This is a genomic window from Bacteroides sp. 1_1_30 (genome assembly GCF_020982715.1).
GTDB lineage: Bacteria > Bacteroidota > Bacteroidia > Bacteroidales > Bacteroidaceae > Bacteroides > Bacteroides xylanisolvens.
In genome coordinates, this window is the sequence record NZ_JAJKHN010000055.1 from 1 (window position 1) to 15,291 (window position 15,291).

7 protein-coding genes are annotated in these 15,291 nt (G+C 40.8%); 1 reads left to right on the forward strand and 6 read right to left on the reverse strand.

Annotated elements, in window-relative coordinates:
- Positions 1-120: 120 nt before the first annotated feature.
- A complete protein-coding gene (locus LPH68_RS16350) occupies positions 121-2,820 on the reverse strand; it encodes a hypothetical protein (RefSeq protein WP_192918780.1) in 2,700 nt (899 codons plus the stop codon).
- Between the two features lie 220 nt (positions 2,821-3,040).
- On the opposite strand from LPH68_RS16350, the gene LPH68_RS16355 reads away from it, so the two are divergent.
- Positions 3,041-5,473 (forward strand): ATP-binding protein, encoded by a 2,433-nt coding sequence (locus tag LPH68_RS16355; protein ID WP_151923882.1) that lies wholly within the window; start codon positions 3,041-3,043, stop codon positions 5,471-5,473.
- Positions 5,474-5,988: 515 nt separating this feature from the next.
- On the opposite strand, the gene LPH68_RS16360 is transcribed toward LPH68_RS16355, so the two are convergent.
- Genes LPH68_RS16360 through LPH68_RS16380 form a run of 5 tightly spaced genes read right to left on the reverse strand, consistent with a single transcriptional unit; the run spans position 5,989 to position 15,265 of the window.
- A complete protein-coding gene (locus LPH68_RS16360) occupies positions 5,989-6,879 on the reverse strand; it encodes an endonuclease/exonuclease/phosphatase family protein (RefSeq protein ID WP_182019451.1) in 891 nt (296 codons plus the stop codon).
- 11 nt (positions 6,880-6,890) lie between these two features.
- The gene (locus LPH68_RS16365) at positions 6,891-9,053 is read right to left on the reverse strand and encodes a hypothetical protein (protein WP_151923881.1); all 2,163 of its coding nucleotides are present in this window, start codon (positions 9,051-9,053) and stop codon (positions 6,891-6,893) included.
- A gap of 16 nt (positions 9,054-9,069) precedes the next feature.
- Positions 9,070-9,963: an endonuclease/exonuclease/phosphatase family protein gene (locus tag LPH68_RS16370; RefSeq protein WP_008022236.1), complete on the reverse strand. Its 894-nt coding sequence runs from the start codon at positions 9,961-9,963 to the stop codon at positions 9,070-9,072.
- Positions 9,964-9,992: 29 nt separating this feature from the next.
- Complete coding sequence (locus LPH68_RS16375) at positions 9,993-11,738, reverse strand: RagB/SusD family nutrient uptake outer membrane protein (protein WP_117808889.1); 1,746 nt, start codon at positions 11,736-11,738, stop codon at positions 9,993-9,995.
- Between the two features lie 26 nt (positions 11,739-11,764).
- On the reverse strand, positions 11,765-15,265 hold the full coding sequence (locus LPH68_RS16380) for a TonB-dependent receptor (protein WP_151923439.1): 3,501 nt from the start codon (positions 15,263-15,265) through the stop codon (positions 11,765-11,767).
- Between the last annotated feature and the right edge of the window lie 26 nt (positions 15,266-15,291).

A 15,291-nucleotide genomic window follows, 5' to 3' on the forward strand; every position in this document is an offset into this window, starting at 1 on the left:
TTTTTCGTAGGGCGTTGCCCTACGCTATATAATTAAGCCCTTTCAGGGCACCCCAATAAATATATAATTGTAAGGCTTTCAGCCTAACCGATAAATTCTCATTTAACCGATAAATTCCCATTAATAAAACAACCAATCCATTGTCTCTTCATTCCCGGCAAGCCCGGCATTACGAACTTTCGTTTCCGCAGCCGTGAATCCTAACACTTGCAGATAACCTTTGGGTAACATCAATGTATGCTTTCCAGCCGGAAAACTATATGCATGCACATTTGCCAAAGGCATTCCGTTGATACGGACAGCATTCGTCAACACGGGTTCCGCCTGACCGTAATCATTGGCTGATGCATCAATTTCCAGTTTCGGAGCTTTTGCATACTTTTTCTGGTCGTCTTTGAAATAAGCGACTAACAATTTCACCGGAGCATCCGTTTCGAAAGTGATGCTTGTGCCTTTCTCTCTCTGCTCATTTCCATTGAAGCGGAGCGCCTTCATTCCTTTCAATTCCGGAGCTACTGCTTCTATCTTACCTGGGACATCCACAAATAAAGAAATACCCTCATCCACTTTCACTGTCGGATAATTAGAGATCAGTTTCACGTTTGCAGGAGTCCAGGCAGCAATCTCGATAGTTTCAGTCACCGCATTTCCATTCTGTTTTTCTTTCAACAAAGCGAGGTTGGCTTTGAAATTTTCCAATTCCTTCTCATAGTGTACCAGCAATTCTTTCCAAGTCTTATTCTTTCCATCATCTCCACCAATAGGAATACGACGTTGGGCAGTCTGCATACTGTTGGCATACAAGTAATGTTCGTTCGTCAGTTCCACCAATTTGCGATAGTGCTCCAGGCTTTGTTCCATCAAAGGAATAGCTTCTTCAAGATTCTTAATCTCTTTTCCCCATTGATAATCCAATACCAGTTTGGCAGCTTTCACTTTCAGGTTGAACGCATACGCAAATTCACGATAACAATGCATATCATTCTGCAAACGTGCGAATTCATCCTTATTTGAAGAGACGGAACCTGCTGCTTTATTAATAGCCGCTACTGCTTTATCTCCATGTTCTATTACTTGAGCAACAATATCCAAAGGCATTTCACCTATATGAGGTTGCTTTTTCCATTCTTTTTCTACATACTCTATCAGCTTCTCTCCTTCCGGTCCGCAGCTTTCATAGAATCCCGGATAGATCGTATATTTGTACGGATTGACAAGCTGACTCATAAACATACCCAGTAATAACGTTTGGCGATTTCCCTCTGTGATACCGAAGCGACGTAACAACTTCGGAGCGATCTCTCCGCTTTCTTCGTATGCTACACGGATATTACTTGCATTTTCGTCAGAGGTTCCGTAGAATTTGCCCAACTGATGATCCCAGTAACCCATTTCATCTGTACGGTCGCGATGGCAGTTCCACGCATAGCGTCCCCAGGTCTGGTACCAGATCCAATCACGATCCAACTGGAATTCACGTTCATTGTTCGGTAGTTTGTCAGCCGTATAAGGCCAGTCCCAATATGAAGCCTGCGGATAAAGGTGCAACGCATTGGCACCGTGTACATTGTGCATGGCAGTGACCGCCTTTTGTACGAAATCCGGAGAACCCCAGCGGAACGGTTCCAAATTGGCCAGGATATGTACGTTACTGATATGAATGGAACCCAACGAACTCAAATCCGTATGAATTTTCGACCAGGGACCACGAGGTTCGTAGGTAGTCAACGATTCACCATTATACTTATGCATCGTATAAAGATTCTTATAGAGCGGCAAGGCAGCGTCCATCACCAGTTTGCAGTCCGTGTCGTGCGCACGCAACAAAAGAGGCGGTTCATCCGTACGTCCCAATGCCTGTAATCCGTCTTTCACTCCCGGAATAATTGTTTTAGTAAACCATTCCACATCGTCCTCCACTGTACACATCGCTTCACCCAGACAAACAAGTAATCCTACATTGGGATATTTTTCAATGAAAGCGGCAATACTCTTGCGTGTATAATCGGCAATCAGAGGAGTAATAGGACGGTTACGATCCTGTGTTTTCAGTCCGTAATGTTCAGCAAAAGGTTTGGAAAGAATGATATTATAAAACATCTGTATGACAAAGATACCGCGTTTGTCCGCTTCTTCCGTGAGGAAAGAGAACATTTCTTCGCTCATTTTGAAGGTTTCTTCATCTACTTCCAGTGCAAACGGATAATCTTCTAGTTTCACCAATGACGCAAACGGATGGCCATTCCAAAGGTACAGCGAATTCATGCGGTTGGCAACCAGCATATCCAAGTATTTAATCCACTGTTTTTTATCATAAAACCAGGGGAAACTTTCCGGTGTATACGGATATTCGTACACACCATGCCCCGGCAGATAGGTCATCTTCTGTAATCCTACACATGCACCACGCAATACCATTTCAGGACCGTCTTTCAGTTCCTCCGGGAAGTTCAACTTACCATCCGAATCATTCACACGGTCAATCAGTTCACGGCATCCGTAAATGACACCACTCCCATCCCTGCCGGACACTCTGGTCAGATTGCCCGTCGTCGAAATATGAAAACCTTCTTTCTTGAGCGTCGTGTCATTTACTTCCGTCAAGAGAATCGTTTTGATTTCGGGATCGGAGAATGTCGTGTCTCCCTGTTGCATCATTACCTGATAACCGGCTTTATCCAAGGTAGTCTGTAACTGCTCCGCACCAAACAAAACACGATTTGACGCATCCGGCGGAGTCATAATCTTCACGGTTTGCCTGCCACACGCTGCCAAAAAAAGTGTGCATGCCGCAAACATGAATAATCTGGTATTTTTCATTCTTCTGATATATATTATAGATTATATAATTCATTTCTTCACTAAGAGAAAGACGAAATAATCCCCTGTTTGTACTCATTCGTCTCTTTTTCCACTTTTCAGCACCAAATATCCACTTTCATCCTGCTGTGATATGCAAATGCCTCATTATTTAAAAGTTATGCTTATCTTTGCAGGCTAGTGTCTTATAATATAAAAACAGAAAACAAGAGCAAACAATATGAAAGAACAAACAAATTATGACTATGAAAAATACGTTCAGATAGCACAGATGGCCAAAATGGGATGGTGGGAGTCAGATTTGAAGAATAAAGAATATATCTGCTCTGACTTTATTGTTGACTTACTCGGCCTTGAAAGTAACCGCATCAGTTTCACCGAATTCCACCAAAGAATACGTGAAGACCACCGGCTGCGTCTTAAAAATGAATATATGTCTCTTTCTTATCTAGAGACATACGAACAAATGTTTCCAATCCAGGCAAAAGACGGGGAAATATGGGTGTACTCTAAGATTAATTTCCAAAAGCCCGATAAAGAGGGATATAGGAATATGACGGGCTTTCTGCAATATATTGACAGACCAATCGATACTACGAATGGAAACATTGATTTCTTTCAAGTGAGCAATTTGCTTTACCAACAAACTAATATTTCATATTCATTGCTTGCTTTTCTGCAATGTGATGATGTCACTCAAGTGGTTAACAAGACGTTAGGAGATCTCCTTCACCAATTTTTGGGTGATCGTATCTATATCTTCGAAATAAACAGAAAAGAACAACGCCAGGATTGCACTTATGAGGTTACCGCCGAAGGAATATCCAAGGAACAGGAATTCTTGAGTAATATTCCCTGGGACCCTTCTACCTGGTGGAATCATCAGATAGCCGAAAGAAGGGCTATCATACTGAACACGCTGGACGACATGCCCGAAGAAGCTGCGGAATATCGTCAGACGTTGGAGATGCAGGATATCAAGTCGCTGATGGTAGTTCCGCTAATCTCAAAAGAAGAGGTATGGGGCTATATGGGAATTGATATGGTAAGAACGCAGCGTAGCTGGAGCAATGTGGATTATCAATGCTTCTCCTCCCTTGCTAATATTATCAGTATTTGCATCGAATTGCGAAAGTCGGAGTTACAAGCCAAAGAAGATCGTCTTGCTTTGGACAACAGTGAGAAGATATTGAGAAACATCTATAAGAATCTTCCGGCTGGCGTCGAACTTTATGACAAAGACGGTTATCTGGTAGATATTAATGATAAAGAGCTTGAAATATTCGGCTTGTCTGACAAGCATGAGGCACTGGGAGTTAATCTGTTCGACAATCCCAATATTCCTTTAGAGGTTAAAGAGAGATTGAGAGCGAAAGAAGATGTAAATTTCTCCATCAATTATGACTTCTCCAAAATAAATCAATATGTAGATAGCCGGAGAAATGGGATTATTAATCTTAACACTAAAGTTACTGCTCTCTATGATTCTCAAAATCGATTTATCAACTATCTGTTTATCAATATAGATACGACGGAAACGACCAATGCATACACCAAGATACAGGAGTTTGAGAATCTGTTTCTTCTCATCGGTGATTACGCCAAGGTAGGATTTGCTCATTTCAATGTATTGACAAGAGACGGATATGCCCAAGATACATGGTACAGGAATTTGGGAGAGAAAGAAGGTATTCCCATGCCACAGGTTATCGGAGTATATGCACATGTGGTTCCTGAAGATCAGGCTGTTCTGAAAAACTTTGTAGGTGAAGTGAAAACGGGAAAGGCAACCAGTTTGCGTAAAGAAGTTCGTGTATGCAGGGAGAATGGCAAATATACATGGACCAGCATTAACGTAATGGTCAGAGATTATCGTCCGCAAGACGGCATTATTGAGATGTTGTGTATCAATTATGACATCACGCCTTTGAAAGAAACTGAACAGAAATTGATTATTGCCCGTGATAAAGCGGAAGAACTGGATCGTCTGAAATCGGCTTTCCTGGCTAACATGAGCCATGAGATCCGTACTCCTCTCAATGCTATTGTCGGCTTTTCCAGTCTTCTGGCAGAAACGGATAGCAGAAGCGAACGGCAGGAATACATTAAGATTGTGCAAGAGAATAACGAACTTCTCTTACAACTGATATCGGACATTCTCGATCTTTCGAAAATCGAAGCGGGAACATTCAATTTTGTATATACCAACGTGGATGTAAACGAGACTTGTTCTGAAATTATCAAATCAATGGGAATGAAAGTAGGTAAAGGTGTTGAACTGATTCTGGAGGAACCATTCCCGGAATGTTATATCTATACGGATAAAAACAGATTCACCCAAGTAATCAGTAACTTTATAAATAACGCCTTAAAGTTCACCCAGCAAGGCTGTATCACTTTGGGATATGAACAAGTATCCCATCAGAAAATAAAATTCTATGTGCGCGACACCGGAATGGGAATACCGGAAGAAAAGCAAAAGAGCGTATTTGAACGTTTTGTGAAGCTGAATACTTTTGTTCAGGGTACAGGACTCGGACTTTCTATCTGTAAGAGCATTGTTTCCCAAATGGAAGGAGAAATTGGCGTGGATTCAACCGAAGGAGTAGGTTCCTGCTTCTGGTTTACACATCCGTATCACGCTGCTGACTAGACTGACTATAAAAAGAGTTGTCCGCATGTTTGGTTTCTCAATATTAATATGATCAATATATTCGGGCAGTTTGTGGATTCTAAATGAATAGAACTATTGACTTTGCCCTTTTTATTTTGTATATTTGCAATAACCAATTAGCTAACATCAAAATGATATATACAAAAATAGATACATAAAGTAGTTTTTCAGATACATAAATATATGTCTGAAAGAGTAAAAACGGGGTGAAATTTTTGCTAATTTCACCCCGTTTTGTTTAATATATTCAGTGCCGTTTGACGAATTTCTATGAATGTCGTTTATAATAAATACAAGAGACGTTTATAATAAACTATTTCACTTTTTATTATAAACGTTCTATGAGTTTATTAGCATCTTGTATGAGAAAAAGAAAACAGTGTAAAGGCCGAAACAACACCAATGCGATATATACAAATATATCTATACACTTATAGTAATGAACGACCTTTACAACTTGTTTTTTATAACTATTCAAATGTTTATTCCTTTTCTCATTTCAGTAGCGCTTCCACCATTACAGGAAAATGATCTGAAGAGTACTTATTATACTTTATATCATCATCAATGGTGTGATAAGAAAGTATTTTTATTTTTGGAGTCACAAAAATAAAATCTATGCGCTTAGCTGTTTTTCCAGTTTTGTCATAGGCATAAAAACTACCGGACGGTCCTTTAGGAGGCGTCAAAGTACATTTATATGAATCCAGTAATAAACTATCTTTCAGGAGAAGTTGTATCGGTTCTTCGTCCGGAGTGGCATTAAAATCACCGGTGCAAAAGGTTGGTCTGCCTTTAGCGATTTTCCTTACCTGTTCCAACAACATGAACGAAGATTGCCGTCTTGCTTCTGTTGCTTCATGATCCGTATGCGAATTAAACACATAGAATTTCTTCCCAGTCCGGAGGTCTTTAAAATATCCCCAAGTGCAAATCCGGCGACAACGTGCTCCCCAACCATAAGAAGGTATATCCGGAGTTTCCGAATACCAGAAATCACCATGTTTCAACACCTTAAAGCGATCTTTTTTATAGTAAATGGCACAATGTTCTCCTTTATTATCCCCGTCACGATCACGACCGATATAAGAATATTCGTTCAGAATCATCATATCCTTTAATTGAGAGGTACGCCCTTCCTGTATGGCAAACATATCGAACTTATTCTGTCGCACAACATCTACCAATGCGTTCAGACGGACTTCCCAAGACTTATCCCCCTTGTCTCCTTTGGTACGGATGTTATAAGATGCAAGGCGAATAATATCTTCCGGTTTCGTTTTGTCTAAGTTGGAAGATTTTGCCGGAAGACCTCCGGCAAAAAGTAAAATCAAAAGTAGAAAATAATATTTCTTATTTATAGAACACTTCATATTACAAATCATTAAGTATCAATTTATTTACTCCATTTAAATACCGGATAGCCGTTGCTTCCTTCTTTCCAAAGAGAAGAATCCCAGTTTATGACAGTGTTTTTCAGCTCGTTAGCAGATTTAGCTACTCCCTGGAAACTACTACCGGACGGTGATGTCTCATCTGAAACGGTAAATGTAGCCTCTCCTGCTTTCAAAATCACACCGTCATAAGCATAGCAATTTTCATAAGTAGCATTGGCAGTACCTCCGACTATACGTCCCACCTTTGCTTTATCGGTACTAACCAACATACTATTCCAAGCAATACAATTTTTTATGACTAACTTACCGCCATCCACTTTGCCGACTATACCTCCGGCATTTCCTCCACCTATGGCATTGATATCACCACTAGTATAACAGTTTTCAATACTGCTTCCACTGGCATTGCCATTCACCCTTCCGATGATTCCACCGGCTTTACCTGTATTGTTAGCAATTTGATCAATAACAGTAGCACTGGAATAGCAATTTTTGATATATCCCGAACCACCAAGTACACCGCCAATTCCACCTGCTGCTCCCGACCCCTTCAGTACTCCGGTAGTATAGCAGTTTGTTATCTTTCCAGTATAATTCTCTGCACCGGCAGCCAATCCTACATAACCGGCTATGATGCCAATACCAGTATTCGGAGATGAGATATTTGCATCCACAAATCCCACATTTCTACATTCTCCACACAATACCCCGAAGAAGCTTCTATATGTGCCTGACTCACAAGTAAGGTTTTTAATTACATGATTGCGTCCATCGAAATCAATCCATTTATGGTAACCATTAGCATCATTTAGAGGTGCCCACTTGATCCCCTGCATATCAATATCCGCACTCAAGACAAAATAAGTCGTTTGTTTTTCAATGAGGGCTTTGCTCATATTCTGAATATGGATAGCATTAGCAATCACATAAGGATTATTTTGAGTTCCGTCTCCATTGGCAAAATCTCCTTCCGGTTCGTTGTCATGTCCTCCATAACTAGCATAATCTTCTCTATCCAATTGCCACTCTAAAATAGGGAATCCCATATCTATATTCCCAACATTATGCCATGGGGTCCCCCAATTAGCAATGCTATTCTGCAAAGTCAGAGCACTTTCACTCACTCCATCATATTTTCCTGTCGAAACGGAACCTGCATTATCCTCCGGAGTAAATCCTGTACAAATCATATCCTCCCATGCATAACATTCAGATGCGACGGGATCCGCCTGATGTCCATTTTCACCTTGAGACAAAACTCCACTGATACGTCCAGATCTGGCAGCAGGACCTGTTATTTTCCAGTTCCAAGCAACACAGGACGTAATTTTAGCTCCTTCGGAAGGAAGTGCAGCAATACCTCCCACTGAATTGGCTCCAATTAATACACCTGTAGAATAGCAATACGACACTTCACTGTTTTCATACATAGAACCTACAATACCTCCACATTCATCTCCTGTAGATATAACCTCTGCTGTGGAATAACAGTTTTTGATATAACAAATCTGTCCTCCATACGGTCTACCCATACGGGAAGCTATTCCACCAGCATACTTTCCTTTCACTTTTCCGGAGACGTAACAGTTTTCCACCTGCCCTGTCTTCTCTACAGCGTTCGGAGCTTTCACTCCGATATAACCGCCGATAACCCCTGCCCCACTATTAGTAGCTGCTTCTACATGGGCATTATAGAAACCGACATTTTTACAAGTCCCGGTCAAAATACCGAAAAAACTGGCATACGCTTTATCCGTACAGGTGAAATTCTTTATAATATGATTATTTCCATCAAAATAGATATAATAGTCACCGGTTGGGTTCAATGGATCCCAATTAGATATAGACTTCATATCAATATCAGCTCCCAATTGGAAATAAATCATCTTTCCTTTCACCAAAGCCTCACTCATATTCTGAATCTGTATCACATCCATAACGAGATAGGGCTTGTTCACTGTTCCATAACCTTTTTCAAAAAGCCCGCCTGCTCCGTCACCCTCGTCTCCGTCATCTATGTCTGTGTTTCTATCCGGCGGAATACGGCTATAGGAATCCATCGGATTAAAATCAGAGCATGAGAAAGATAAAATAGCCATCCATAAAATGGTCCAATATCTCATTACCGAGTATGTACTTATATGATAAAATTTGTTTTTCATAATCTTCATTTTTATTTTAGATTTCTACTACGATCACCATAGGATAATGATCGGATAAAGAACTGACAATAGTGCGGGTAGAAAGCACCGTAGCATGTTTCACAAAAATAAAATCAATTCTGGTCTTTTTAGAAGGAAATGTAAAGAGAGCTCCGTGTTGAACGGCCGCTTCCCGATACGCATCTTTCAATATACCACTTTGGCAAATCGTAGTGGCTATTTCGGGAGCATCAGGAGTCGCATTAAAGTCGCCGGTACAAAATGCGGGAGTATTGTCTTTTGCTTTATCGGAAACTGCATCCACCAGCATTTGGCATGCATGTTTTCTGGCATTATCAGCCAAAGGCATGTGAGTTTCAAAAAGATAAAATTCTTTTTGAGTCTTGCTATCCTTGAATTTTCCCCATACACAGAAACGTTTGAAATTTGTTTCATCCCATCCGTTGGAAGGAATTTCCGGAGTTTCGGAAAACCAGAAACGTCCGGCATCCAGTAATGTGTAGCGGCTCTTCTTATATAAAATGCCACTCATCTCTCCTGCCTTGTTATCGTCATTTCCAGTGTCACGACCATAAGCGAGAATCTGATAATCACTCGCAAGTTGAGTTCCTAAGTAGGAACGTTGTTCCCAACTGGCTTCTTCGAATCCACAAATCTCAAAATCGTAGTCTTTGATTAATTGTGCCACACGTTCCCGTCGGTTAGTCCATCCTGTACCAGTCTCCACCTGTAAGTTATAAGTTGCTACACGCATGGACGTTTCAGTTACGGGGTCTTCGTCTTCCTCTCCATCTCCTGTATCCCACGTGAAATCAGGATAGTACAATGAATTGTCTTTATTATCTTCACAACTGCTGGCAAAAACAGAGAATATGAAGGAAATCAATGTATATATTACTATCTTTTTCATAAATCTATTATTTATATCTTTTATACTTGTTATTCATTCCATCCCGGATTTTGGGTTACAACACCGTCAGATAGTGTTATTTCCTGTCTTGGTACCGGATATAGATAATCACGGTTCTCATTCCAAGTACGGTCGATCCAGCTATAACACAACAAATTACCATAATTACCTTCCGACAAAGAGGTGCCACTTCCATCAGAAGCCAGTTTTACATACGTCACACTCCCCACATTGGGTTGCGAAGATGTGGTGTAGAAACAGACATCATTTGTTCCGTCTCCATCAATATCATACGCTTTATTGATAGCTGTAGCAGGAAGATAAAATCCTTTAAAGGATTGGGCCATACATTGCCCCTCTTTCCAGCGCATCAAATCATAATAACGGAAGCCTTCCATGACCAGCTCTATCGCACGTTCCCGGCGGATTTCCAGAATCACCCCTTTATTATCTCCTGTGACATTCACATAACCGGTTTCCGGAGCACACATATAAGGGTCCGGAGAAAGGTTTGCTGCGTTCATATTCAGTTTTCCCGTGACTCCTGCACGTGTCCGCAATTTGTTTATCGTATTGTCGATATCAGTTTGCGTCAGTGTGCCTAATTCTGCCTTTGCTTCGGCATAGTTCAAATAAACTTCTGCCAATCTGAACAGAGGAAGGTCATTGCTTGAATCACCTGTATAGCTCATATTATCATTTGCATATTTCAGCAAGTGGTATCCGGTCATCGTGACATTCATATTTATATTTGAAGTACGGATTGTTTGCGCTAAACGCGGATCACGATTGACTATTTCATCCTTGAATTCCATTGTTGCATAATTGGGCTGGTCGGTGAAACGGTTGCCGTTCTTCATTAAATAATAATTGACCAGTTTTTTCGAAAGTCCGGGGCGGCCTAATGTCGGAGAATTCTCAAAAGCTTGTACTTTATGAACCAGACTCAAATCATTATTATAATCCCTTGCCAATATGATTTCCGCATCAATCGCATTCTCGGATTTAAAGAGATTACGATAGGACTGTGAGCCGGATTGATACAATGAATATCCTCCGGAAGCAGTCATGATTTCATTAGAGGCACTTACACAGTCATTCAAGTATTTCTCATAATCACCCAATCCATGATATTTACGATAAGTACCTTCAAATAATCCTACACGTGACTTTAATGCCTGGACAGTCCACCAGGTTACACGATAAAGTTCTTTTGTCCGGTTGGTTTCTTTAAAAACCTCTATGGCAAAATTAAGATCTTCCATTATCTTTCCCATCACAAATTCGCGTGAATCCCTGGCTTTGTATAAATCAGCATCATCCGAGCCGAGTACTTTATCGTACCAAGGTACATCTCCAAAACGTTTCACCTTTTCAAAATAGAAATAAGCACGGAAGAAGCGTGCCAGGGCTTCATATTTGTCGCGCACTTTCTGGTCTTTACAGTTTCCCAGATTATCCAATAAAAAATTAATTGATCGCAGTGCACTCCAACTCCATCCTCCACCCGTTTCCGGAATGACACGTTGCCCACTCACTTCGTCGCTTAAAGGAGATACAATCAGCATATCAGCATCGTCCCTATAAATATCACCGTCACCCGGAAAATTGTTTGAATAGAACTGGTTACTGTACAACTGTAATTGCTCTTCATTCGTAAAATAATCCTTAGTCGTCAAGCGATCTTTCGGATTTATATCCAATATGCTTTCACAAGAAGCAAATAACAACGACAGACCAACAGTCGCCCACAATGTATATTTCATTATTTTCATACTATATTCCTTTATATTCATTATTATCAGAACGTTATATCTACACCAAAAGAGTATGTCTTTGCCCAGGGATAAATATTTGCGTCACTTTTACTTGTTTTCCAGCTGTTACTTGCCGATGCTTGTTCCGGATCAATATAATCGGAATGTAGCTTAGTGAATGTCAGCAAGTTCTCACCACTAAAGTAAACACGTATTTTCTCGAAACCTATTTTAGAAAGCCATTTATCCGGCAATGTGTAACCAATAGAAAGATTCTTCAACCGACAATAAGCCAGATTCTGCAAATATTTAGTATTAACCACTGCCAATTCACGATTACTACCGAGAGCCACATATCCTCTGGGACGTGGGAAATAAGCATTTGTATTTTCTTCACTCCATACCTGGCTCATAAAGTCGGAAGGAATAAAACTAGCGTATGGTCGGGAATAAGGTCCCCAAAACATGGACGTTTCAGCACCAGGATACCAATTTTGTTTGCCAATGCCCTGAAAAAGAACTGAAAAATCAATTCCATACCAATCTGCAGAGATTCCGAAATTATAATTATAGCGCGGCAATGAGTTACCGATCACTTTCATGTCTTTCCGGTCATTAGCTGATGTTGTCTGTTCAATCTTGTTGTTACCATCCAAATCGACAAATTTGAGGTCACCGGCATGAAGTCCATTATCCAAAGCGCTTGCATTAATCATTTGGTTAACGAACGATTGGTCCACTTTATAATTCCTTGCTTCTTCATCCGTTTTAAAATAACCGTCTACTACGTATCCCCATATTTCGCCCAACTGCTGTCCTTCGTAAGGATCAGTCAGCGTTCGGTTGGGATTATCATATTTTGTCACTTTGGAGGTGTTATCTCCGATACCAGCCATTATCCGGTAGTTGAAAGGCTTGCTTGCCAAAGTAAAACTATCTCCCCAAGTAACAGATGCTTCCCACCCTTTCGTACGCAAGTCTGCCACATTCATTCTGGGAGAAGAGGCACCATATACGCCAGGCAAAGTCTTTCCTGCCATCAACATATCTTTGGTATCACGAATATATGCATCAAAAGATACATTCAAACGGTTATTAAGAAAACCCAAGTCCAAACCTATATTTTTTGTGATTACAGTTTCCCAAGTCAAATCGGTAGAGTTCGGAGCTGACTCATAGGCATAATCGCCTTTCGTAGTATCTCCGAAAGCATAGTTCATTACCGCTCCGGTATTAATCAGTTGCAGATAGTCATAATAGCCTACTGTTTTCTGATTTCCCAATGATCCGTAAGACAGTCTTAGTTTCAGATTACTTACATAGTTTTTGGCTTGTGTAAAGAAGGCTTCTTCACTGACACGCCATCCGGCAGAGAACGACGGGAAGAAACCGAAACGATGTCCTCGACGGAAACGGGAACTACCGTCATAACGTCCGCTGGCTTCAAATAGATAGCGGTCTTTATATCCATAATTCAAACGATAGAAAAAACCAAGAATCGCATATTCCTCTTGTCCTCCGGTTATGGATATATCATCACCTTTTGCCAGGTTAAAATCATCGAGAGATTCAGAGAGTAACCCGTTACGTTTCATTCCCAGTTTCTTGAAATACTTATAATCATAGTTACCTCCCACAATGACCTTTACAGAATGTGCATTTGCGAAGGTATTGTCATACGTCCCGTATAAGTTGAAAGTTTGGCGTATCTGGTTGTTTTGTATTTCCGACAAATAATTGCCTCTGGTACGTCCGTTATCCATTGTGATTGTTTCTCCCGGATTTCTGGAGTATAATACATCTACGGAACGATTCAAATTCTGCTGGTTGTAATGCGCCCAGCTGTAGTTTGCACGAACCTCAAAATGTTTGATGGGTTTCAATACGGCCTCGAACGTAGTTACAAACTCATATTCACGATCCCGGTTATGGTGGCCGCCATTCAATAATACGGCACTAACACCATCTGCCACTTCTCCTGTGTCTGTCAAACCTGTTCTGTAAACCAGAGTTCCATCCGGATGCATCGGCACAATACTTGCCAAAGCATGCCGCCCGGCTCTGGTGAAAACGTCATTCACTCCTGATAGTCCCGGATAGGTATATTCAGAATGGTAATAGGAAGTATTGTTACTCAATTCAAACCAGGAAGTGATATTGGCAATGATTTTCGAACGAAAAGTATATTTCTTAAAACGGTCCGGATCTATTCTGATAATTCCTTTCTGATTATAGTAGTTGCCTGATAGCATGTACTTCACTTTTTCGGTTCCTCCCGAAACCGTCAAGTTATGCTCCCAAGTAGGGCGGGTATTATCAAACAAACAATTATACCAGTCAAAGTTGCCGTAATATTTATACTCTCCGTTTTTTTCTACCACCCATGGACGGGAAGGATCTTCCACTTTATCATTACGGCGAATCCATAATTCATGGTAATCTTCTTGGGTATAATGTGTATAAGGGACGCCCTGGTATGTTTTGTAGAACATATCATTGATACCGGCCGAATAATAACCACGCGTCTCAAAATCCGTAGAAGTTGTTGTATCACCAAAACTGAAACGACCGTTATAGCTGACATTGGTCTTTCCTATCTTTCCATTCTTGGTTGTAACCAAAATAACTCCATAAGCAGCACGGGCACCATATACGGCAGCAGCCGAAGCATCCTTTAAAACACTGATGGATTCTACGTCATTGGGGTTTACCTTATTTATATCTCCCTCGATTCCATCAATGATAGTCAGAGGTGCTGCATCCGCACTAATGGAGTTGACTCCACGGATATTGAAGCTTCCCCCTTGTCCGGGACGTCCCGAACTAAAGTTTACGTTCATATTCGGTACAGAACCTTGCAGAAGCTGTGATAAGTTGGCAGCAGAACGGGTCGTCAGTTCATCACCCGAAACGATAGCAACGGCACCAGTCAGGTTTACTTTCTTTTGCGTACCATATCCCACCACTACCACTTCTTCCAGTGTCTTACTATCTTCGCGGAGAACTACTTGAGACAGATTTCTGCTGGTAGCAGCGTAATTAACCGTAATATATCCGATGTATGATACTGTAATCGTACTGTTTTCGGGAACATTAGCCAAAGTATAACGTCCGTCTACATTCGTTATTGTACCCAAAGAGCTGCCTTGCACCATCACACTGGCGCCAATAATCGGCTCCCCTTTTTCATCGACTACCCGACCGGATATATTTCTTTTGTTCGCATTACTGGTCTGTTGTTCAGAATCCGTAACTTTCTCCTTCAAATAAATTTTTGTTTTTCCGATCTCATAGTTTATGTTAGTACCGAGAAACAAATCATTCAGAACTTTAGATAGTTCCTGATTCTTTGCTTCTACCGTCACTATTCGATCCGGATTGACGATCGTACGGCTATAAGCCACCGTAAGACCAGTTTGCTGTGTAATAGCAGAGAATACTTTCTCCAGCTTTACTTGTTTAAGATTCATTGTCACCTTTTGGGCAGAAGCGGAAACGCTTATGATTATCCCCAGCAACAATACGAGCAGAACTTTGTGTTTCATACTACTTGCTTTGATTAAAGTTAAAC